The following is a 21894-nucleotide window of genomic DNA, read 5'->3' as shown; positions in this document are numbered from 1 at the left end:
ACGTGCACGGGGCAGGAAACCCCCTGGTCACGGGCAGGAAACGCCCTCGTTGGAACGGTGCGGCGTCGAGAGACCCCATGGCCGCAGCAAATGCATACCCACGTACGTGGAATAGGTATGCATACGGGGGTTCTCCCGGTCCCATGGGTACCGCTCGCCGACGCATGCTTAAAGCGTCTAAAGAACCACGCCGTCCACGGCGAGGATCGAGGTACGAAGCCATGTGTCAGCACAAGCCACAATGCCCGGCAGCACAAGCGCCTGATCATGACGCTGCCCGGCTCACGGTGTTCCACCCCGAACAGGGATGGGGCCTGCTCTGCAACGGCATCGTGATCTTCGAGGACGGCGGCGAACTGCTGCCGGACGGACGCAGCATCCCCGTCCAGCGCGGCGCCCGCAGCTACGCGAACGCCGCCTGACCACCTGGAACAGCCGGCTGACCACCCGGAACAAGGGACGCGAACCAAGGAGAACCACGCGATGCAAAGGATCCAGATCAGCAAGCGGCCGAAGCGGCCCGCCGAGGTCGAACTCGACCGGCGGACGCCCTCGGGACGGGTGCTGCCGTACTGAGCGGCGCGTCCTGAACGGCGGATCGTGAGCAACGGATCCTGAGCATCCATCAGAGCTGGGCCTCCGTTCGGCCTGCGGCAAGCACCGACCGGAGGCTCTCAAACCACTCTCCCCACGGGACGCCGGGGCCGTCAGGTCACCGCTGGTGGCGGCCCCGGCGTCTCACCCCCACCCCCCACCCCCCGAAAGAACGGCTGGGCGGCCTCGGCCCCCTCCCCCGGTCCCCCGTCCTCCCCCGGGGCCGCCCGCCGTCACTCCTCGCCGGAGGAGGCCGCGCCGCCGTCCATGGCCCGGTCGAGCGCACCGATGTAGACCGCGATCTGGGTACGGGACTTGAAGCCGAGTTTGTTCATGATGTGCTCGATGTGACCCTCGGCGGTCCGCCTGGAGATCACCAGTGCCGCCGCGATCTCCTTGTTGGTCAGCCCCTGCGCGACGAGCCGGGCGGTCTCAAGCTCCCGGGGGGTCAGCGGCGACTCCGTGAGGGCCGTCCCGGACGTCTCGTCCACCGGGGCCTTCTCCCCCAGGGCGACCGCGACCGTCTGCCGCAAGTCGAGCCCGGCGCCCTTGGCCATGAACGATTCGAGCTTCCTGGCGCCGAGGCGGTCCCGCGCCTTCCGCTCGCACTCCTCGTGAAACGCCTTCAGGTAGTGGAACAGTGATCCGCCGATGGACCGCCACAGGGTGCAGAGCGCCCCGAGCAGCAGGGCGGCGCGTTCGCAGTCGTCCTCATCGGCGGCGATCCAGGCCAGGATCTCCACGCACAGCGCGATGCCCAGCCCGTCGTTGAAGGGCTCCTTGAGCCGGATGCTCTCGTGCTCCAGCTCGATCGCCCGCGCCGGATCGCCCTGCCGCCACACCTCCAGCCCGTAGACGCACTTGGCGTACGAGGTGAACCAGTTCTCGCTCCGCGCCTCGCACCTGCGCAGGCATTCCTCGAACAACGCGACGGCCGTGTCGGAGTCTCTGAGGAACGAATGGGCGATGGCCAGGTACATCATCGAGTTGACGATGCCCGTCTCGTCGCCGATCTCGCCGTACCAGTCGTACGTCGCCTCGGTGAGCAGCCTCAGGGCCTCCGGCAGCCTTCCCTGGAACAGCGCGGCCAGGCCCGACACGTACCGGACCTGCGCGATGATCGCTCTGTCGCCGAGCCGCTCGGACAGGTCGCGGCTCTCCTCCAGCACCGACTCCGCCGCAGCGAAGTCGTTCTGCAGGATCGCCAGCCTGGCCAGCATGCACAGGGCCAGGCCGCGAACGTCGTCAGGGGCGGCGTCCGGTGCGGCGCCCGAGGAGGCGTCCGTGGCCGGGCCCTGTGCGGCACCCGAGGAGACGTCCGAGGAGGCGAGCGCGCGCTCCACCCAAGTGCGCCCCTCGCGCAGGAAACCCGCCGCGATCCAGTAGTAGCGGAGCGCCGTGGTCATGATCAGGGCCTGCGTGCGCTCACCTGGTGTGGCGAAGCAGAAGTCGAGGGCGGTGCGCAGGTTGCCGTGCTCGCTGCGCAGCCTCTCGAACCACGTCACCTGGTCGGGTCCGAACCACTCCTTCTGGATCTGAACCGCCAGGTCCCGGAAGTAGTCGCGATGCCTGCCCCGGAGCGTGTCCTCATCTCCGGACTCCTGCAGCCGGTCCAGGCCGTACTGGCGGATGGTCTCCAGCAGTCGGTACCGGACGCTGAACGCCTGCTCCTCGCGGGTGAAGACCGACTTGTCCACCAGTCCGGCCACCAGGTCCATGATCTCGTCGCGGTCGATGCCGTCGCCGGCGCAGACCGCCTCGGCCGCATCCAGGTCCAGGCCGTCCGCGAACACCGAGGCGCGCGCCCACAGCAGGCGTTCCTGCTCGGTGCACAGGGCGTGGCTCCAGTCGATCAGCGCCCGCAGCGTCTGGTGCCGGGGCATGACCGTCCTCGACCCGGCCGACAGCAGCCGGAACCGGTCGTTGAGCCGGTCGTGCAGCTGTTCGATGGACAGCACCCGGAGCCGCACGGCGGCCAGCTCGATGCCGAGCGGGATGCCGTCGAGCCGGCGGACGATCCGTTCGACCGCGCCGCGGTTGTCGTCGTTCAGCGTGAAGTCGGGCAATACCGCGACTGCCCGGTCGGTGAACAGCTGCACCGCGTCCGCCCCGGCGAGCACGTCGGCGGCCGGATGCCGCTCCCCGGAGTCCGGCAGCGGCATCGGCGGCACTCCCATGGTCTGCTCGCCCACGATGCCGAGCGCCTGCCTGCTGGTGGCGAGGATGCGCAGGTCAGGGGCGGAGCGCAACAGCTCCCCGGCCAGCACGGCGGTCTCGCCGAGCAGGTGCTCGCAGTTGTCCAAGATCAGCAGCGCCCGCCGGTCCTGCAGATGGTCGACGAGCACCTGCATCAGCGACCGGGACGTGCGGTCCTGGAGCTCCAGGGTGTCGATCACGGTATTGACGAGCAGTTCCGGGTTCTGCAGGGCGGCGAGCTCGACCAGCCACACCCCGTCCGGGAACGCCCGCTGCACGTCGGCCGCCGCCCGGGAGGCCAGCCTGGTCTTGCCGACGCCGCCCGGGCCGGTGAGCGTCACCATCCGGGATCTGGTCAGCATCTGGCGGACGTCGGCGATCTCGCGCCGACGCCCCACGAAACTCGTCACCTCGGCCGGTAGACGTCCTGGCCGACGCGTGCTTGAAGTAGCCGTAGTCATACACGCCTCGCGCCGGCCCCGGTTCGCGGGTCACCATGCGCGAACGCGTCCAGCCGACAAAATCCAGGTTATGCCCCGCCGTTTCCCGTCGCACGCCTGGGGGTTCAGCGGCTCAAAGTGGTCTCCCGCTCTACGCGCGCCAACTTCTCGGGATTGCGCACGATGTAGAGCCCGGTGATCAAGCCGTCCTCGACCCGCATCGCCACGATGCCGTCGAGTTCCCCGTTGCGCCGTATGAGCAGGGCTGGGCCTCCGTTGACCTGGACCGGCTCGACCGATATTTCGCCGACGGCCGCGTTCAAACCGGCAGTGAACAGGCGAACCACCTTGTCGGCCCCCACGATGGGCCGCGGTACGGCCTGCTTGACTCCGCCACCGTCGCCCAGAGCGACGACGTCCGGCGCGAGGATGTCGAGCAGGTTCTGCAGGTCGCCCGTCTCGACCGCCCGTTGGAAAGCCTCGAGTGCGGCCCGGGTCTCGGCTGGGGAGACGATGCCGCGCGGCCGTCGCTCGGCGACGTGTGCCCGTGCGCGGTGGGCGATCTGGCGTACGGCTGCGGGGGTCTTGTCGACGGCTTCGGCGATCTCGTCGTACCCGAGGTCGAACACCTCGCGCAGCACGAACACCGCCCGTTCGATCGGTCCGAGTGTCTCCAGCACCAGCATCATGGACATCGAGACGCTGTCGGCCAGCTCGACGTCCTCGGCGACGTCCGGCGCGGTCAGCAACGGCTCGGGCAGCCACGGCCCGACATAGGACTCCTTGCGCCGGGCGAGCGTCCGCAGCCGGTCGAGGGCCTGCCGAGTGGCGATCCGGACGAGGTAGGCACGCTGATCCCGCACCGTGGCCAGATCGACGCCCACCCATCGCAGCCAGGTCTCCTGCAGGACGTCTTCGGCGTCGGCGGCCGAGCCGAGCATCTCGTAGGCAACGGTGAACAGCAGGTTGCGGTGGGCGACGAACGCCTCGGTGGCGGAATCCATGCGGCCACAACCGTCACTGCGGCCAGCACCGGCAACCGGCTCGGCTGTGCCCGTTGTTCGATCGCTCATCACTGGCTCCTGCCCCTTCGCTGTCAACGTGCGCCCACGCACAAGACGCCGGTTGCCGCCGCTTTGTGACACCCGTAGTCGGTGGCCCACGTCACAGGACCGCGCTGTCACAGGGGTCGCATCGCCTGCGTCTCGTGTTCGTCAGCGCCGCGCGAACGATCCGCCCGGCACGCATCACGAGTGAGGACGAAGAAGTCATGGCAACCACGAAGGCGCAGGCCCCGCCGGAGGCTTCACGCCGCTGGGCGGCGCTGTTCTTCATCGGGCTGGGCCAGCTCATGATCATTCTGGACGCCACCGTGGTGAACATCGCGCTGCCGTCGCTCCAGCGGGATCTCGGGATCTCCGACGGCGACCGGCAGTGGATCATCACCGCGTACACGCTGGCGTTCGGCAGCCTGCTGTTGCTCGGCGGCCGGATCGCCGACTACACCGGCCGCAAGCGGACCTTCCTCATCGCGCTGCTCGGCTTCGCCGGCGCGTCGGCGCTCGGCGGCGCGGCGTCCAACTTCGAGATGCTGCTGACCGCCCGTGCGCTGCAGGGCGCGTTCGGCGCGCTGCTCGGGCCGTCGGCGCTGTCGCTGCTGACCGTGACGTTCACCCAGCCGAAGGACCGTGCCAAGGCGTTCGGGATCTGGGGCGCCATCACCGCCGCCGGCGGCGCGATCGGGCTGCTGGCCGGCGGGGCGCTGACCGACTACCTGGACTGGCGCTGGTGCCTGTACGTCAACATCCCCATCGCCCTGATCGCGGCGATCGGCGGGTACGCGATGCTGGCCGAGTCGCGGCGCGCGGGCAAGGCCCGGTTCGACATCCCCGGCGTGCTGCTGGTGACCAGCGGGCTGGTGGCGATCGTGTACGCCACCAGCCAGGCCGAATCCGAGGGCTGGGGCTCGATGACGGTCATCGGCCTGCTGGCCGCCGGCGCTGTGCTGCTCGCCGCGTTCACCTTCGTCGAGAGCCGGGTGCCGCAGCCGCTGCTGCCGCTACGTGTGATCGCCGACCGCAACCGCGGCGGCGCCTACCTGGCCGTGGGGCTGGCCGTCATCGGAATGTTCGGGGCGTTCCTCTTCATGACCTACCACATGCAGGTCGTCATGGGATTCTCGCCGATCAAGACGGGCGCGGCCTTCCTGCCGATGACCGCGGCGGTCCTGCTGTCGGCCGGCGGGCTCACCACCCGGCTGCTGCCCAAGCTCCCGCCGCGGGTTCTGATCGTGCCCGGTATGCTCATCGCCTCATCAGGCATGTTGTGGATGCTCACTCTGGAGACCGGCACCACCTACGCCGGCGGCGTGCTGGTCGCGCAACTCCTGCTCGGCTTCGGGGCGGGCCTGATCATGCCGGCGGCCCTCAACTGCGCCACCCTCGGCGTCGACCAGGACGACTCGGGCATAGCCTCGGCCAGCTTCAACACCGCGCAGCAGATCGGCAGCTCGATCGGCACCGCCCTGCTCAACACCATCGCCACGAGCGCGACCATGGACTACCTGGCCTCGCACGGCGCGAGCCCGGCCATCGCCAAGCAGGCAGTGGTGGAAGGCTTCGCGACGGCCAGCGCCTGGGCCGCGGGAATCATCATGGTCGGCGCGCTGCTCGTCGCCGCCCTGATGAACGCCCCACGGCTCAAACAGCAGCCCGTCACCGAGCAGGACACCGAAAGCGCCGAACCACTGCTCGCCCACCCCTGATCAGCCGAGCACCTGATCAGCCGAGCACCGCCGCACGCCGAACATCGCCGTCCCACCGACACGATCAAACTGTCGGTGGGACGTTCCTCTGTCTGCCCTCTGTCTGCGCGGCGTGGCTGACAGCCGGTGCCCACAGGGAGCGAAAGCGGATCGGGCGATCGGCGAAGTACCGGTGAACGACTGAACGACGCAGTCAAGGAGAGGGGTGGGGTTTGTCCACAGATCTCGAGGACACGGGCGAGCTCACGGCTCCCGAAGATCTTGAGGCGTTCCCGGCCGTCTACGACCGGTACTTCGACCAGATCTACGCGTACGTCGCGGGGCGTCTCGACTCTCAGGCCGCCGACGATCTCGTTGCGGACGTGTTCACGGAGGCGTTCCGGCACAGGGAACGATTCGATCCCGATCGCGGAAACCTCAGGTCGTGGCTGTTCGGCATCGCGACGAATCTGGTGGCGCGGCATCGGCGGACCGAGGCACGGCACTACCGGGCTCTGGCACGAGCCGCCCCGGAGCCGGACACGGCCAGCCATGAGAGCCGGGTCGTCGCGTCGGTGAGCGCGCAACGCCTGCAACCGGAGCTGGCCAAGGCCCTTGCCGGACTCACCGCGAAGGAACGCGACGTCGTGCTGCTCGCCGCACTGGCCGAGCTCAGCCATGAGGAGATCGCCGCAGCCCTCGACATCCCTTACGGGACCGTCGGCTCCCGGCTCAACCGGGCCAGGGGGAAACTCCGCACCGCGCTGGAAGGAACCGAACGATGAACGAACTCCAGTCACTGAAGGAGTTGCTGGCCAAGCCGGCAGCCGCCCAGGAGGTCCGCGATGACGGGAGGCACCAGCTCCAGCGAACGATCCACGGCCATGGCCCGGTAAGCCGGCGCCGTCGCACACCGTGGCTGGCAGGGGCGCTCGGCCTGACGGCCGCAGCCGCAGCCCTGACCGTCGTCGTCACCAATCTCGGCACGCCGACCACGCACGAGCCCAACAGCCCGCCGACCACCACCACCCCGCGGCAGGTGGTGCTCTCCGCGGACTCGGTCCTGCTCGCGGCGGCTTCCTCCGCACGCAACCAGCCGGCGAGCGGGGCTTACTACCGGATCGCGACGAGGCTGACCGGGAACAAGGTCCAGGTCCCCGGTAAGGGTTACTGGATCCAGAAGTCCGAGGCGAAGGAGGTATGGATCTCGCCTGCGGGCCAGAGCTGGATGATCTTCCAGGATCTGGGCTGGGCGCCTGTCTCCGACGCCGACCGCGCCACCTGGAAGGCCGACGGCTCCCCGACCTCATGGCGTATCAAGCAGCACCTTGGCGCCATCTGCGAGAGAGTCAAGAAGCTCTGCAAGGAGCGGGTCGTCACCACCACGGCCGGTCCGCGGAAAGCCGAACGGGGCACTCCGGGAGGCCGGCGTCCGGGCACCGAAGGCAAGCCGGGGATCGTCGGGAGCCTGGGCAACGACGAGATCACCATGGACCAGGTGCGGCGCCTGCCCGCCGACCGGAACGGACTTCGCGCAGAGATCAAACGCCGTCTCCCGGGCGCCGGAAAGATGCTCGACACCATCACGTACGAGGCCGGCACGGGCCTGATCCTGCAACTCCCGGTCTCGCCAGCGGTCATGGGGGCCGCCTACGAGATGCTGGCCGCGACGCCCGGCGTCCGTTCAGAAGGAACGGTGACCGACTCCCTGGGACGCAAGGGCAACGCCGTCACCATGGGGGCCGACGGCAGTAAGCGCATCAAGAACAGAACCATCATCGATCCGGCCACCGGACTTCCGCTGGGCACGCAGACCTACCGGGTCAAGGACGGCGCCGTCCTGGACTCCGAGGCCGTCTCGAAGATCGGCTGGACGAACGAGCAGCCCGACCTGCCCTGACACCGGCTCTCCGCCGTCCGGCCTTCCAGGGCCGGACGGCGGGGGACGCCACATCGCGGCCAAGCTGGCGATGGCCCCATTCCGCAAAATCTGGCCAAGGTCGACACTGACCGCGATCCGTCCATCCGCAAGCGCGCCGAACGTCTGCCGCGCCTCGGAAAATGAGTGGCTCGGCCGTTTTGGCCGAGGGTACGTTGCGCCCTGTGGCGCAGATCCAGGGAAGCTGTGACGGCCGGTTCAGCAAGGTGGCTGAGGCGTTGGCGGCCTCACTGGACGCCGAGGATGTGGGCGCCTCGGCGGCGGTTCACATAGACGGCGAGCCGGTAGTCGACATCTGGGGCGGTTACGTCGATACGGCCGCCAGTTTCCCTTGGGAGCGCGACACCATCACCAGCGTCTGGTCCACCACCAAGACGATGACGGCACTGTGCGCATTGATCCTTGCCGATCGCGGCGAGCTCGACTTGGACGCGCCGGTCGCACGCTACTGGCCGGAGTTCGCGGCTGCGGGCAAGCAGGATGTGCGGGTCAGGCACCTGCTCGGGCACACCGCGGGCCTGCCGACCTGGGACAAGCCGATGACGGTCGCAGACCTCTACGACTGGCAGAGTGCCACCGCCCTGCTGGCCGCGCAGGCCCCGCAATGGGAGCCGGGCACCGAGGCCGGCTATCACTCGATCACATTCGGTTTCCTCGTAGGTGAGGTCGTCCGCCGCGTCACCGGGCGCAGCCTGGGCACGTTCTTCGCCGAGGAGGTGGCCGGGCCGTTGGGCGCCGATTTCCACATCGGCCTGCCCACCGAGCACGACCATCGTGTCGCTCCGCTGATCGCCGCGCCCGAGGGCGACAAGCCGGAGGGGTTCCTGGTCGGGGTGTCCGACGCCGGCACCCCGGCCTGGCGGCGCGCCGGAATGCCTGCCATCGGAGGTTTCGGCAACGCCCGCTCCGTTGGCACCGTGCAGTCGGTGCTGGCAAGCGGAGGCGCAGGCCTCCTGTCGGAAGCCGGCTGCGAGCGTGTCTTCGAGGAGCAGTTCCGTGGAGAGGACCGCATCCTGGGCACACCGGTCCGCTGGGGTATGGGCTACCGCCTCGAGAACCGCACCTGCTCATGGGGCGGGTGGGGCGGCTCGCTGGTGCTCGTCGACTTCGACCACCGCATGACGGTGTCGTACGTGATGAACCAGATGCTGGGGGACGACGGCTACGACAGGGCGCTCAGCATCGTGCTGGCCGCCTACGAAGCGATCGCCGCATAGCCATGAATCCGCATTCATAGGGTCACGACGGAATTGAGGATGCGGCGTGCGGTGGCCGTTGCTTTTGGGGTGTTCAGGCGTAGGGCCGTATTGGTGGCCATGAGGACTGCGTCGATGTGGAAGGCGGTCAGGTCGGGGTCCATGGGGGGTAGCTCTTGGGCTTTGGCGGCGTGGGCCAGTTCGTTTGAGAGGAGGGTGCGCCAGCTGTTGTGCTGGTTCACCAGGGCGTCGCGGACGGGGCCTGGGCGGCTGTCGAAGTCGGGGAGGTTGGCAGCCCAGAAGCAGCCACCTTCGAAGAGGGGCGTCTCGGCGTAGACGATCCAGCGGTCTATCAGGGCGCGGAGGCGGGGCAGGCCTGCGGCTGCAGGGAGTGCGGGGGCCACGACCGCTTCGTAGAACTCCTTGGCTGCCGTCTCGATGGTGGCCAGGTGCAGGTTCTCCTTGGTCCGGAAGAGGGTCTGGATGCCGCTCTTGCTCAGGCCCAGGTCGGTGGCCAGGCGGCCGAGGCTGAGGCCGTTGAGGCCCTCCAGGGAGGCGACGTCCACGGCGTGGCGGGTGATGGCCTGCCTGGATCGGGCGCCGCGCAGGAGTCTTCCGTCGGTCATCTGCCCATCCTTCCATCCCGCCTTGCAGTATACGTACGTACGGCCGTATGTTTTGTTGCATGGACAGTGACCGCATGTTCGGGCTGGCGCAGGCGCTGGCCGAGGCGAAGAGCAGGCAGGACGTTCCGGCGGCGATGAAGCTGCTGCACGAGGAGATGGTGCTGGAGGCACCTGCTTTCGGGTCTGTGGCGAGGGGACTTGAGGAGAACGCAAGGGCGTTGACCGGGTTCTTCACGGTCTTTCCGGACTACGACGTCGAGCTGGAGGGGCACGCGTCCGACGGCGAGACGCTGGTGTGCTGGGGAACGGTGCGGATGACCATGACCGGGCCGGCATTCGGAGTGACCCCGAACGGGCGGCGGGCCGAACTGCCGGTCTTCATCAGGTTCACCTTCAAGGACGGCCTGATCGCGAGCGAGCGGTTCTTCTTCGACCTGGCGGCGCTCTGTTCGCAGTCGGGCGTCTCCACGGACACGGTCCTGGCGGTGCGGTGATGGATTCCCGGGTGAAGGACGTCGGTGAGATCAAGACCGGTTTCCTGTTCGACATCGTCGTCGATCTGGAGACTCCGGTGGACGTGGGCGACGGGCCGTTCGGCCGGCGCATCCTGTTCGGCGCCAAGGGCGGGACCTTCGAGGGGCCGAAGCTGCGCGGCGAGGTGCTGCCGGGCGGCGGCGACTGGACGTTGTTCCGGCCCGACGGGACCATGCACCTGGACGTCCGGCTGATCCTGCGCACGGACGACGGCGCGCCGATCTACATGACGTACAGCGGGCGGTGGGTCAGGCCACCGGAGGTACGGACCGGGAAGCCCGAAGAGGTCGATCCCTCGCGGTACTACTTCCGGACCACTGTGTTCTTCGAGACGGGCGCCCAGCAGTACGCGTGGCTCAACGACGTCGTGTGCGTCGCGTCCGGCTACCTGGTGGACGGCGGGGTCGCCTACAAGGTTTTCGAGGTGCTCTAGCGCCGCCGGTGTGGCCGGAGACGCCGGCCACACCGAAGGCGGTGACCGGGAGGAACGTCATCCCTTCGGGTTGAATCCTCGTTCGGGGTCCTCCACACGGACGAAGCCGTGATGCGTCAGGATCTCGGCCAACCGCAGACCCACCGGGCTCAGCGCACGCCCGGTACCCCCGCAGTCAGGGCACGGCACCTGCCGGGAACCCACAGGTTGCGCCGCGTCATGCTCGTTCATCGCACGCTCGACCGCCGCGACGATCGACGGTGCCCCGACCGCCGTGTCCGGAGGAGCCTCCGGCCGGAAGCCGTTTCCGCCTCCGCCGGTGCGCAGCCCGGCCGCGCGGCGGGCGGCCTCGGCGACCCGGGCGAGTTCCTCCGCACGCTCGTACCACGCCCTCCAGGAATGGCTCGTCACGTCGCCCTGGCCCCCGCATGTCACGCATGCGGTCTCCAGCGCGTCCAGGAAACGACTCCACTGGGCGACCTGGCCATTTTCGGGATTGTCACGCGACACGAGCCACCAGCGATCCACCGATCCGCAACCAAGGGATCCGGACTCGACCGAGATCCGCACCTGAACACCGATACGCACGGAACGGCGACGGGGTTCAAAAAAGATAGCCGATACCAGTCGAGGTGGCTCTGTCGACCAGGTTTTTCGGCGGGACTTGGGTCTTGCCGCGCGGGATCCGGCATGTCACGATCGCGCCAATTCTTAGGAAACTTTCCTAAGAATCATTCCAGAGGGGAGCGATCGAATGCGACGGATGGTGGTACTGCTCGCGGCGGTGACGCTGCTGGCGGGCCTGCTCCCGGCCGTCCTGTCGACGGCGGCGGACGCCGCGGCCTGCGCGACGAGCTGGAACGCCTCGACCGCCTACCACGGCGGTGCGGTGGTGTCCCATAACGGGCACAACTGGTCGGCAAAGTGGTGGACACAGAACGAGACGCCGGGCAGTACCGACGTATGGGCGGACCAGGGCACCTGCGGCGGCACGACCGACCCTGGCCCCGGCGGCTTCGTGGTGAGCCAGGCGCAGTTCAACCAGATGTTCCCGAGCCGGAATTCCTTCTACTCCTACAGCGGCCTGACCTCCGCAATGAATGCCTTCCCCGCGTTCGCCAAAACCGGCAGCGACACCGTCAGGAAGCAGGAGGCAGCCGCTTTCCTGGCCAACGTCAACCATGAGACCGGCGGGCTGGTCCACATCGTGGAGCAGAACACCTCCAACTACCCGCACTACTGCGACCGCAGCCAGCCCTACGGATGCCCTGCGGGCCAAGCCGCGTACTACGGGCGCGGTCCCATCCAGCTCAGCTGGAACTTCAACTACAAGGCGGCGGGCGACACCCTTGGCCTCAACCTGCTGAACGACCCGTGGCTAGTGGAACGGGATGCCGCAGTCTCCTGGAAGACCGCCCTCTGGTACTGGATGACGCAGAGCGGCCCCGGCACCATGAGCGGCCACAGTGCGATGGTCAACGGCCGCGGGTTCGGCGAGACGATCCGCAGCATCAACGGCGCCCTGGAGTGTGACGGCAGGAATCCGGCCACAGTGCAGAGCCGGGTGAACGCCTACCAGCGCTTCACGCAGATCCTGGGCGTACCGCCGGGAGGCAACCTGTACTGCTGACGAGGCCATTCAAGGCTCCTCCTTCACGGGAGGGGCCTTGACGTCAGCCTGAGGAGCTAGTGGCTCAGCCCACGGTCACCCATGTCCAGGTCCCAAGCATCGGCCGGAACGATGTCGACTTCGGCGCCCTCCATGTAGCTCTCGCCGTACAACTCGTACGCCTCTTCGAGCGATGTCGCGTAGACGTTGTCGTAGTACGTGCGACCTTGCTTGGTACGGGTTCGCTTGGAGAACGCCTTTTGGGGCTGCTGTTCGTCCATCTCCACACCATAAGGAGCAGGTCTGACAGTCCCTCACCCGTTCGCCAAGCGGAACTGTCGCGCTCTCAGTCATCGGCTGTGAAGTCCGCCGGGAACCGTCGCCCCCTTGAAGGGGCGACGGTGCGCGTCTTTGGTGCTGCCCTGCCTTGTGGGTCAGGCCTCGGGCGGTGTTACAGGTGTTTCAGTCGGACAGTGTTCAGTCGAGCCTCGCGTACACGAACGGTACGACGAAGGCGATGAGGGCCAGCGCCTCGGCGAGCGAGAATCCCAGAATCATGGTCTGGCGGATCGTCGCGGTGAGCTCCGGCTGCCTGGCGATGGCGAGGACGCCCATCCCGAAGATCAGGCCGATCGCGATGCCGGGACCGACGGTGGCGATACCGAAGGCGATGGCGGCGATGTGACCCTTCACCTCGGCGACGACGGGCAGTGGTGCGTCGGACATGCGTTTGATCTCCTCACTGGTGGTGAGGTTCTCGTAGTCGCCGGCTACGCCCGCTATGGAGGATGGCTAACAAACACAAGAACCTCTCTTCCGACTGGAATGACTCGCAGGAGACATGCCCCGCACACCCCGGCCGACGACCGCCGGAGCCGTCCGGAACCGGCCTCCCACGGCCATCAGATCTCTGATAAGGCCCTGCTCAGGGCGGTCATTGCGGTTAGCGTTAGCGCATAACATTCCCGTAACCTTCAAACTTTGTGATCATGCGAAAGCCCAGGTCAGGGCGGTTTCGCGTGGTCACGCCCCTGAGGCACGGGATGTTTGCGCTACCAAAAACTCCAGGTCAGGTGTTGACACGCGACGGGAGTTAGCGCAAACATTTCGGCAACGTTACGAGATGTGCAGGAGATCACATTGAGCACCGCCGCACCTGCCCCCACCGGGCGCTCGCGCGGCGCGGTGATGGAGGACGTCGCCGCGCTGGCCGGCGTCTCGGCGATGACGGTGTCCCGTGTGCTCAACACCCCCGAGAAGGTCCGGCCGAAGACGCGCGACAAGGTGCTGGCCGCCATGCGGGAGCTGGACTACCGGCCCAACTCCGCGGCCCGCGTCCTGGCGACCGGCCGCTCCGGGGTCCTCGGCGTGGTCAGCTTCGACACCACCCTGTACGGACCGGCCTCGACCCTGTACGGGATCGAGCGGGCCGCACGCAGCGCGGAGTACACCATCACGATCGCCAGCCTGAGCGCGCTGAGCCGGGGCTCGATCGAGGACGGCGTGGACCGGTTGCGCTCGCAGTCGGTCGACGGCGTCATCGTCATCGCTCCCCACCTCTCGGCGGCCGAGGGACTGCGCAGCCTGCCGCCCGACTTTCCGGTGGTGGCGGTCGGTGCGGGCGACGACCTGCCGGTGCCCGTGGCGGCCGTGGACCACTACGCGGGCGCGTTGCGGGCGACCCGGCACCTGCTGGACCTCGGACACGAGACCGTGTGGCACATGGCAGGGCCGCCCGACTGGGTGGACGCCGCGGCGCGCCTCGCCGGCTGGCGGGAGGCGCTGGCCGGCCGGGAGATCCCCGCGCCGCTGGCGGGCGACTGGAGCGCCAGATCCGGCTACGAACAGGGCCAGGTGCTGGCCGCCGATCCCGCGGTGACGGCGGTGTTCGCCGCGAACGACCCGATGGCGCTGGGCCTGCTGCGCGCCCTGCGCGAGGCGGGCCGGGACGTGCCCGGTGACGTGAGCGTGGCGGGCTTCGACGACGTACCCGAGGCACCCTACTTCGCACCACCCCTGACCAGCGTCCGCCAGCCGTTCGGCGAGGTCGGGCGGTACGCCTTCCAGATGTTGCTCGAACGCATCGACGGCGCGACGGGGGCTCCCCGGCGCACCGCCGAGCCCGAACTGGTGGTCCGGGAGAGCACCGCACCCAGACACCGCACCTGACAACCCGAGAATGACGACCGCCCGAGGCGCGGCGGTGTGTTAGCGCTAACCCAAGCTAGTGCTAGTTAAGTAAGGAAGCAGCTCGTGCGCATCACCAAGATCGACACGCACGTCGTGGGAACGCCCTGGCGGAACCTCACGTTCGTGACCGTTCACACCGACGAGGGCCTGACCGGCGTCGGCGAGACCAGGATGCTCGGTCACACCGAGGCCCTGCGGGGTTACCTGGCCGAGGCCGAGCGCCGGCACGTGGTCGGCAGCGATCCGTTCAACATCGAGGATCTGGTCCACCGCATGAAGTACGGCGACTACGGCCGTGCGGGCGAGATCGTCATGTCCGGGATCGCGTGCGTGGAGATGGCGTGCTGGGACATCGTCGGCCAGGCCCTCGCCCAGCCGGTGTGGCGGCTGCTCGGCGGTCAGGTGCGCGACCGGGTCAAGGCCTACGCCAACGGCTGGTACACCGTCGACCGGACCCCGGAGGAGTTCCACGCGGCCGCCACGCGGGTCGTCGAGCGCGGTTACCAGGCGCTCAAGCTCGACCCGTTCGGCGCGGGCCAGATGGAGCTCGACCACGCCGAGACGATGCGTTCGATCAGCCTGGTGGAGGCGGTCCGCGACGCGATCGGGCCCGAACGGGAGCTGCTGGTCGAGATGCACGGCCGGTTCTCCCCCGCCACCGCGATCCGGCTGGCCGGGCTGCTCGCGCCGTACGCCCCGGCCTGGCTCGAAGAGCCGGTCCCGCCGGAGAACCTGAAGGCCCTCGCCAAGGTCTCCGAGCACACCGACCTGCCGATCGCGACCGGCGAGCGCATCCACGACCGGATCGAGTTCCGCGAGATCTTCGAGCTCCAGGCCGCCGACATCATCCAGCCCGACGTCGGGCACAGCGGCGGCATCAGCGAGGTCCGCAAGCTGGCGGCCACCGCCGAGACCCACTTCATCCAGGTCGCCCCGCACAACGTGGGCGGCCCGGTGCTCACCGCCGCCTCGCTCCAGCTGGGGGTCTGCGTGCCCAACTTCAAGATCCTCGAACACTTCAACGACTTCGCCGACGCCGCGATCAAGGGGATCGCCACCGGCCTCCCCGAGGTCGTGGACGGCTACTTCGGGCTCCCGGAGGAACCCGGCCTGGGCGTCCGGCTCGATCTGGACGCGGTCGCGGAGTTCCCGCAGCAGAACGCGGACTTCGACCTGTTCGCCGAGGATTGGCACCTGCGTCGGGGAACCGGCAAGTGAGCCGCGCTCTGCTGGTGCCGGAGCCGGGCCGTTTCCGGCTGGTGCCCGACGATCCGCCGGAGCCGGGTCCGGGCGAGGCCCTCGTCCGGGTCGCCGCCGCGGGCCTGTGCGGCAGCGACCGCGAGCTCTACGACGGGACCCGTCCGGCCGACTTCGCCACATACCCGATCGTGCCGGGCCACGAATGGTCGGGCACGGTCGCCGCGGTCGGCCCTCAGACGGACCCGGCCATGGTCGGGGCCCTGGTGGTCGGCGAGGGGTTCCGCGGCTGCCAGGTCTGCGGCCCGTGCCGGGACGGCTCCCCCAACCTGTGCCTGGCCGGCTACGACGAGACCGGGTTCACCCGGCCCGGCGCGTTCGCCGACCACCTGCTGCTGCCGACGCGCATGCTGCACGTCCTGGCGCCGGGCGCGGACCTGCGGGCGGCGGCGCTGCTGGAGCCGGCCGCCGTGATCGCCGCCGTGGTCCGGCAGGTCTCGCTGCGGCCGGGTGAGTCGGCGGCGGTGGTCGGCGCGGGCACCCTCGGCATGTTGACGCTGCAGTTGCTGTCCGCCGCGTCCCCCGCGCGGCTGGTGGCGATCGACCCGCGTTCCGAACGCGGCGAGACCGCGCTCGAGGCGGGCGCGACCCAGTTCCTGCGCCCGGGCGAGGCCGCCGAAGGCACCTTCGACGTCGTGGTGGAGACCGCGGGCGCCCCCGGCACCGCGCACGCGGCGGTGGCGCTGACGCGCCGCGGCGGCCGGGTGGCGGTCACCGGGATTCCGGCCGACCCCGCCGACGCCGTCGCCACGTCTCTGCTGGTCACGCGTGCCCTTAGGCTCCATACGGTCTTCGGTGCGGGTCCGGCGGACTGGGCGTACGCGGTCCGCGCGTTCGACTCCGGCGTGCTCCGGCCCGCCTCTTTGATCACCCATGAGCTCCCCCTCGCCGAGTTCGAGGCCGCGCTGAACCTGAGCGGCTCCGCAGACGCGGGCAAGGTCCTGCTCCGACCTGATCTCGAGTGACCTGATCTCGAGTGACCAGACCTCGACCGAACCCATCGCAGACCGACCCGACGCATGATCGAGGACGCCATGACTCCCACACCCATCAACGACCGGCCCGGTGGAGCCGACGCGCTGGCATCTGATTCGCACGCTGCCACGGCGTACGCCCACCGCCCGGGGGCTCGCCGGCCCGGCGAGCACGTCCTGGAAGATCTCGGCTTCCCGCCCAGCGCCGAGACGGTGCCGTCCTCCGCGTACGCCTTCCCCGACGGGGGAACGTGGCGGACCGAGCTGCCGTCCTGCGAGGGACCGGCCGTGCTGGACGCCGTCCTCGCCGAAAGCGCCCGGCTGGCGGTCCCGCTGCACCGCATCAGCCAGGGCAGCGGCGTGTGGATGCTGACCGACGCCGAGATCATCCAGATGGTCGCGGCCTGCGACGAGAACGACATCGAACTCTGCCTGTTCCTCGGCCCTCGCGGGACCTGGGACCCGGGCGCCGGCGGCCGCGCCTACCTGGCCTCCGGGCCGCGCGCCCGGGGCCGCGACCAGCTCGCGCAGTGCGTGGAGGAAGCGGAACGGGCCACCGCGCTCGGGGTGCGATGCCTGCTCGTCGCGGACGAGGGCGTGTTGTGGACGCTGCACCAGATGCGCGCCGCCGGACGTCTGCCCGCCGACACCACGTTCAAGGTGTCGGCGCTGGTCGGACCGGTCAACCCGGCCTCTTACGCTGTGTGGGAGCAGTTGGGCGGCGACTCGCTGAACGTGCCCAGCGACCTCACCCTCGCTCAGATCGCCGAGCTCCGCGCGGTCAGCACCGCCCCCATGGACTTCTACGTGGAGACGCCCGACGACCTCGGCGGCTTCGTGCGGATGTACGAGGCGGCGGAGCTGATCCGCTGCGGCGCCCCGATCTACCTGAAGTTCGGCCTGCGCAACGCGGCGCCGATCTACCCTGCGGGCCGTCACATGGGCACGCTGGCCGTCGAAAGCGGCCGCGAGCGTGTCCGGCGCGGCCGGCTCGTCCTTGATCTTCTCGCCCGGCTCGGCGCCGACAGCGGGATGTCACCACTCGGTTCACGAACCCCTGGTCCTCTGCGGCGATTCCCGCTCGCCGACACGGCCGCCCTCACCACCTGAGAAACACCCACCCCCAAGGAGAACGACATGAAACTCGGGCGTTTTGCGACGGCGGTCACCGCCATCGCCCTGACCATGACGGCGGCCGCGTGCGGCTCCGCCGAGAAGGACATCGACAAGAAGCCGGACGCGGCCGACGCCAAGGGCGCGCTGATCGGCGTCACCATGCCGACCAAGTCGTCCGAGCGCTGGATCAGCGACGGCAACAACGTCAAGTCCAGCCTGGAGAAGCTCGGCTACAAGGTCGACCTGCAGTACGCCGAGAACGACATCCCCACCCAGGTCAGCCAGATCGAGAACCAGATCACCAAGGGCGCCAAGCTCCTGATCGTCGCCTCGATCGACGGCACCACCCTGACGACGCAGCTCCAGCAGGCCGCCGACAGCAAGATCCCGGTGATCGCGTACGACCGGCTGATCCGCAACAGCCCGAACGTCGACTACTACGCCACGTTCGACAACTTCAAGGTCGGCGTGCAGCAGGCGACCTCGCTGCTGATCGGGCTCAAGCTGAAGAACGCCGACGGCTCCGAGGGCAAGGCCAAGGGCCCGTTCAACGTCGAGCTCTTCGCGGGCTCCCCGGACGACAACAACGCCACGTTCTTCTTCAACGGCGCGATGTCGGTGCTCAAGCCCTACATCGACAAGGGCACCATCGTCGTCAAGAGCGGCCAGAAGGACTTCAAGACGATCGCCATCCTGCGCTGGGACCCGGCCACCGCGCAGAAGCGCATGGAGGACCTGCTCACCAAGACCTACCGCAGCGGCGCCAAGGTCGACGGCGTGCTGTCGCCCTACGACGGCCTGTCCATCGGCATCCTGTCGGCCCTCAAGAGCAATGGCTACGGCACCGGCTCGCAGCCGTACCCGATCGTGACCGGGCAGGACGCGGAGCTGGCCTCGGTCAAGTCGATCCTCGCCGGTGAGCAGTACTCCACGATCTTCAAGGACACCCGCCAGCTCGCCTCCGAGACGGTGAAGATGGCCGACACCGTGCTCAAGGGCGGCAAGCCCACGGTCAACAACACCAAGGACTACGAGAACGGCAAGAAGATCGTCCCGTCGCAGCTGCTGCAGCCGATGATCGTTGAGAAGTCCAACGTCAAGTCGGCCCTGCTCGACACCAAGTACTACACGCAAGCGCAGCTCGGCTGATCACCATGGCTGACGACATTCTCACGATGTCCGGGATCACTAAGACGTTCCCCGGCGTCAAGGCCCTCGAAGACGTCTCACTGTCGGTGCGGCGCGGCGAGATCCACGCGATCTGCGGGGAGAACGGCGCGGGCAAGTCGACGCTGATGAAGGTGTTGTCGGGGGTGTACCCGCACGGCTCGTACGAGGGCGAGATCCGCTTTGACGGCGAGCCGTGCGAGTTCGCCGGCATCCGCGACAGCGAGGCCCGCGGGATCGTCATCATCCACCAGGAACTCGCGCTGTGCCCGCAGCTGTCGATCGCCGAGAACATCTTCCTCGGCAACGAGCAGGCCAAGCGCGGCGTGGTCGACTGGAACCGCACCAACCACGAGGCCGGTCGGTTGCTGGAGCGGGTCGGGTTGCCGGCGAACCCGGTCACGCCGATCGCCTACCTGGGCGTGGGCAAGCAGCAGCTCGTCGAGATCGCCAAGGCGCTGTCCAAGCGGGTGCGCCTGCTGATCCTCGACGAGCCGACCGCGGCGCTCAACGACGAGGACTCCGCGCACCTGCTGGACCTCATCCGCGGGCTCCGGGACGAGGGCATCACCTCGGTGATCATCTCGCACAAGCTGAACGAGGTGCTGGCGGTCGCTGACACGATCAGCATCCTGCGCGACGGCCGGATGATCGGAACGCTCGATCCGTCGGCCGGCGACGTCACCGAGGAGCAGATCATCGCCGGGATGGTCGGCCGCGATCTGGAGCACCGCTATCCCCCGCGGGAGCCGGAGATCGGCTCGGAGGTGCTCCGGATCGAGGACTGGACGGTGCACAGCCCGTCCCAGCCCGACCGCCCGGTGGTGTCCGGGGCCAACCTCCAGCTGCGCCGCGGCGAGATCGTCGGGCTGGCCGGGCTGATGGGCGCCGGCCGGACCGAACTTGCCATGAGCGTGTTCGGCCGTTCCTACGGCACCGGGATCTCCGGTCGCCTCTTCAAGGACGGCAAGCAGATCGAGGCACGTTCGGTCGGGGCGGCGATCCGGCATGGCCTGGCCTACGCGACCGAGGATCGCAAACGGTACGGCCTCAACCTGATCCAGAACATCAAGCACAACGTCTCGGGCGCGGGCCTGTCCCGGCTGGCCCGGTTCGGCTGGGTGCACGACCACCGCGAGTACCAGGTGGCCGAGGAGTACCGCACCAGCATGAACATCAAGGCGCCCGACGTGCTCGCGGTGACCGGCAAGCTCAGCGGCGGCAACCAGCAGAAGGTCGTGCTGGCCAAATGGATCTTCACCGATCCGGATGTGCTGATCCTGGACGAGCCCACCCGCGGGATCGACGTGGGCGCCAAGTACGAAATCTATTCGATCATCAACCGGCTGGCGGCCGAGGGGAAGGCGATCCTGCTCATCTCCTCGGAGCTGCCAGAGCTGCTGGGCATGTGCGACCGCGTCTACACCATGGCGGCCGGCCGGATCACCGGCGAGGTCGACCGTGCGGACGCCACCCAGGAGCGCCTCATGCATCACATGACCATGGACCTCACCACCAACACCACTGACAACGTCAACACCACCAACACCACAACACCGTCAACAAGGAGCAGGCCGGATGAGTGACACCGCCACCTCCGCGAACACCGCCGGGGCGAAGTCCGCCGCGGCGGGGCCACGCAGGTCCGCACCGCCGCCGCGGCTGTCGTTCAACCTCCGGCAGAGCGGCATCTATGTCGCGTTCGCACTGATCGTCGCGCTGTTCACGGTGCTCACCGGAGGAGACCTCCTCCAGCCGCAGAACATCTCCAACATCATCGTGCAGAACTCCTACATCCTGATCCTGGCGATCGGGATGATCTTGATCATCATCTCCGGCCACATCGACCTGTCGGTCGGCTCGGTCGTCGGCGTCACCGGCGCGATCGCGGCCGTGCTGATGGTGAACCACGACGTGCCATGGCCGCTGGCGCTGGTGCTGACGCTGGTGGCCGGGGCGGCGATCGGCGCCTGGCAGGGCTACTGGACGGCCTACTTCGGCATCCCGTCCTTCATCGTCACGCTCGCGGGGATGTTGTTGTTCCGCGCGCTGACCCTGACGGTGCTCGGCAACCAGGGCATCGGCCCGTTCCCGGACCCGGTCCGCACGCTGTCGAACGGGTTCACCGGGAGCTATCTCGGCAACGTCGCGCTGGGGCCGCTCGGCGGCGCCGACCTGTTCAGCCTGCTCGCCGCGGCCGCGGCGACCGCGGCGCTGGCGGTCACGCAGTGGCGTACCCGGCAGGCACGCCAGGGGTACGGGCAGACGGTCGACCCGCTGCCGGTGTTCGCTGGAAAGCTCATCGCGGCAGGCGCGCTCATCATGGCGGTCACCGTGCAGCTCGCCCGCTTCCACAACCTGCCCTGGGTGCTGGTCCTGCTGGCCACGCTCGTCCTGGGCTACTCGCTCCTGACGGGCCGGACGGTCTTCGGCCGCCACATCTACGCGGTGGGTGGCAACCTGCAGTCGGCCGTGCTGTCGGGCGTCAAGGCCAAGTCGGTGGTCTTCTGGCTGTTCGTCAACATGGGCGTGCTCGGCGCGCTCGCCGGTGTCATCTTCGCCGGCCGCCTCAACCAGGCGGGCCCCACCGCGGGCAACGCGTTCGAGCTCGACGCCATCGCCGCCGCGTTCATCGGCGGGGCGGCCGTGCAGGGCGGCGTGGGCAAGGTGGTCGGCGCGATCACCGGCGGTCTGATCATGGCTGTGATCAACAACGGCATGTCCCTGATCGGCGCGCCGAGCGAGCGCGTGATGCTCGTGAAGGGCCTGGTCCTGCTGGCCGCCGTCGCCTTCGACATCTGGACCAAGCGCCGCTCCGGGGCCCCGCTGCTCCGCTAAGGCGCGTCTCCACGCCTTAGCCCGCCCCATTTCATCCGGAAG

The 21894-nt window shown here is 68.7% G+C and carries 21 protein-coding genes; 15 read left to right on the top strand and 6 right to left on the bottom strand.

Going from position 1 to position 21894, the window contains the following annotated elements; all coding sequences use genetic code 11:
* Positions 1-221 precede the first annotated feature (221 nt).
* A complete protein-coding gene (locus ACH34W_RS01195) occupies positions 222-422 on the top strand; it encodes a DUF5999 family protein (protein ID WP_395958752.1) in 201 nt (66 codons plus the stop codon).
* A 405-nt stretch (positions 423-827) separates the two neighbouring features.
* Here ACH34W_RS01195 and ACH34W_RS01190 read toward each other — a convergent pair whose 3' ends face one another.
* Together ACH34W_RS01190 and ACH34W_RS01185 are read right to left on the bottom strand one after the other, a co-directional pair.
* Positions 828-3188 carry an ATP-binding protein gene (locus ACH34W_RS01190; protein ID WP_395958751.1) on the bottom strand — a complete coding sequence of 787 codons (2361 nt, stop codon included), beginning with the start codon at positions 3186-3188 and terminating at the stop codon, positions 828-830.
* 167 nt (positions 3189-3355) lie between these two features.
* Positions 3356-4234 (bottom strand): RNA polymerase sigma-70 factor, encoded by an 879-nt coding sequence (locus tag ACH34W_RS01185; protein WP_395959280.1) that lies wholly within the window; start codon positions 4232-4234, stop codon positions 3356-3358.
* A 266-nt stretch (positions 4235-4500) separates the two neighbouring features.
* On the opposite strand from ACH34W_RS01185, the gene ACH34W_RS01180 reads away from it, so the two are divergent.
* From ACH34W_RS01180 to ACH34W_RS01165, 4 genes are all read left to right on the top strand, one after another.
* A complete protein-coding gene (locus tag ACH34W_RS01180) occupies positions 4501-5994 on the top strand; it encodes an MFS transporter (protein WP_395958750.1) in 1494 nt (497 codons plus the stop codon).
* Positions 5995-6206: 212 nt separating this feature from the next.
* Entirely contained in the window at positions 6207-6758 is a 552-nt protein-coding gene (locus tag ACH34W_RS01175; protein WP_395958749.1) for an RNA polymerase sigma factor, read from the top strand.
* A complete protein-coding gene (locus ACH34W_RS01170; RefSeq protein WP_395958748.1) occupies positions 6755-7873 on the top strand; it encodes a CU044_5270 family protein in 1119 nt (372 codons plus the stop codon). The genes ACH34W_RS01175 and ACH34W_RS01170 overlap by 4 nt, the downstream gene beginning before the upstream one ends.
* Positions 7874-8076: 203 nt before the next feature.
* Positions 8077-9129 (top strand): serine hydrolase domain-containing protein, encoded by a 1053-nt coding sequence (locus tag ACH34W_RS01165; protein ID WP_395958747.1) that lies wholly within the window; start codon positions 8077-8079, stop codon positions 9127-9129.
* Positions 9130-9143: 14 nt separating this feature from the next.
* Here ACH34W_RS01165 and ACH34W_RS01160 read toward each other — a convergent pair whose 3' ends face one another.
* On the bottom strand, positions 9144-9734 hold the full coding sequence (locus ACH34W_RS01160) for a TetR/AcrR family transcriptional regulator (protein ID WP_395958746.1): 591 nt from the start codon (positions 9732-9734) through the stop codon (positions 9144-9146).
* A gap of 59 nt (positions 9735-9793) precedes the next feature.
* Between ACH34W_RS01160 and ACH34W_RS01155 the strand changes: the two genes are divergently transcribed.
* Together ACH34W_RS01155 and ACH34W_RS01150 are read left to right on the top strand one after the other, a co-directional pair.
* Positions 9794-10228, top strand: a complete 435-nt coding sequence (locus ACH34W_RS01155; RefSeq protein WP_395958745.1) for an ester cyclase — start codon at positions 9794-9796, stop codon at positions 10226-10228.
* Positions 10228-10701 carry a DUF3237 domain-containing protein gene (locus ACH34W_RS01150; protein ID WP_395958744.1) on the top strand — a complete coding sequence of 158 codons (474 nt, stop codon included), beginning with the start codon at positions 10228-10230 and terminating at the stop codon, positions 10699-10701. Before ACH34W_RS01155 ends, ACH34W_RS01150 begins: the two co-directional genes overlap by 1 nt.
* Before the next feature lie 57 nt (positions 10702-10758).
* Here ACH34W_RS01150 and ACH34W_RS01145 read toward each other — a convergent pair whose 3' ends face one another.
* A complete protein-coding gene (locus ACH34W_RS01145) occupies positions 10759-11211 on the bottom strand; it encodes a hypothetical protein (RefSeq protein ID WP_395958743.1) in 453 nt (150 codons plus the stop codon).
* A gap of 244 nt (positions 11212-11455) precedes the next feature.
* Between ACH34W_RS01145 and ACH34W_RS01140 the strand changes: the two genes are divergently transcribed.
* Positions 11456-12331, top strand: a complete 876-nt coding sequence (locus tag ACH34W_RS01140) for a glycoside hydrolase family 19 protein (protein ID WP_395958742.1) — start codon at positions 11456-11458, stop codon at positions 12329-12331.
* A gap of 56 nt (positions 12332-12387) precedes the next feature.
* On the opposite strand, the gene ACH34W_RS01135 is transcribed toward ACH34W_RS01140, so the two are convergent.
* Both ACH34W_RS01135 and ACH34W_RS01130 read right to left on the bottom strand, forming a co-directional pair.
* On the bottom strand, positions 12388-12591 hold the full coding sequence (locus ACH34W_RS01135) for a hypothetical protein (protein WP_395958741.1): 204 nt from the start codon (positions 12589-12591) through the stop codon (positions 12388-12390).
* 196 nt (positions 12592-12787) lie between these two features.
* Positions 12788-13036 carry a F0F1 ATP synthase subunit C gene (locus ACH34W_RS01130; RefSeq protein ID WP_151560419.1) on the bottom strand — a complete coding sequence of 83 codons (249 nt, stop codon included), beginning with the start codon at positions 13034-13036 and terminating at the stop codon, positions 12788-12790.
* 462 nt (positions 13037-13498) lie between these two features.
* Between ACH34W_RS01130 and ACH34W_RS01125 the strand changes: the two genes are divergently transcribed.
* The 7 genes from ACH34W_RS01125 to mmsB all read left to right on the top strand — a co-directional run bounded on the left by ACH34W_RS01125 (position 13499) and on the right by mmsB (position 21852).
* Complete coding sequence (locus tag ACH34W_RS01125; protein ID WP_395959279.1) at positions 13499-14479, top strand: LacI family DNA-binding transcriptional regulator; 981 nt, start codon at positions 13499-13501, stop codon at positions 14477-14479.
* A gap of 84 nt (positions 14480-14563) precedes the next feature.
* Complete coding sequence (locus ACH34W_RS01120) at positions 14564-15718, top strand: mandelate racemase/muconate lactonizing enzyme family protein (RefSeq protein ID WP_395958740.1); 1155 nt, start codon at positions 14564-14566, stop codon at positions 15716-15718.
* Entirely contained in the window at positions 15715-16722 is a 1008-nt protein-coding gene (locus tag ACH34W_RS01115) for a zinc-binding dehydrogenase (RefSeq protein ID WP_395958739.1), read from the top strand. Before ACH34W_RS01120 ends, ACH34W_RS01115 begins: the two co-directional genes overlap by 4 nt.
* Before the next feature lie 69 nt (positions 16723-16791).
* A complete protein-coding gene (locus ACH34W_RS01110) occupies positions 16792-17841 on the top strand; it encodes a hypothetical protein (RefSeq protein WP_395958738.1) in 1050 nt (349 codons plus the stop codon).
* A 27-nt stretch (positions 17842-17868) separates the two neighbouring features.
* The gene (gene chvE, locus ACH34W_RS01105; protein ID WP_395958737.1) at positions 17869-18996 is read left to right on the top strand and encodes a multiple monosaccharide ABC transporter substrate-binding protein; all 1128 of its coding nucleotides are present in this window, start codon (positions 17869-17871) and stop codon (positions 18994-18996) included.
* 5 nt (positions 18997-19001) lie between these two features.
* The gene (mmsA, locus tag ACH34W_RS01100) at positions 19002-20600 is read left to right on the top strand and encodes a multiple monosaccharide ABC transporter ATP-binding protein (protein WP_395958736.1); all 1599 of its coding nucleotides are present in this window, start codon (positions 19002-19004) and stop codon (positions 20598-20600) included.
* On the top strand, positions 20593-21852 hold the full coding sequence (mmsB, locus tag ACH34W_RS01095; protein WP_395958735.1) for a multiple monosaccharide ABC transporter permease: 1260 nt from the start codon (positions 20593-20595) through the stop codon (positions 21850-21852). The genes mmsA and mmsB overlap by 8 nt, the downstream gene beginning before the upstream one ends.
* The last annotated feature ends 42 nt before the right edge of the window (positions 21853-21894 follow it).

The organism is Actinomadura sp. 6N118 (genome assembly GCF_044326415.1).
Taxonomy (GTDB): domain Bacteria; phylum Actinomycetota; class Actinomycetes; order Streptosporangiales; family Streptosporangiaceae; genus Spirillospora.
The sequence above is the reverse complement of the archived record's forward strand: the minus strand, read 5'-3'. Positions and strand labels throughout refer to the sequence as shown.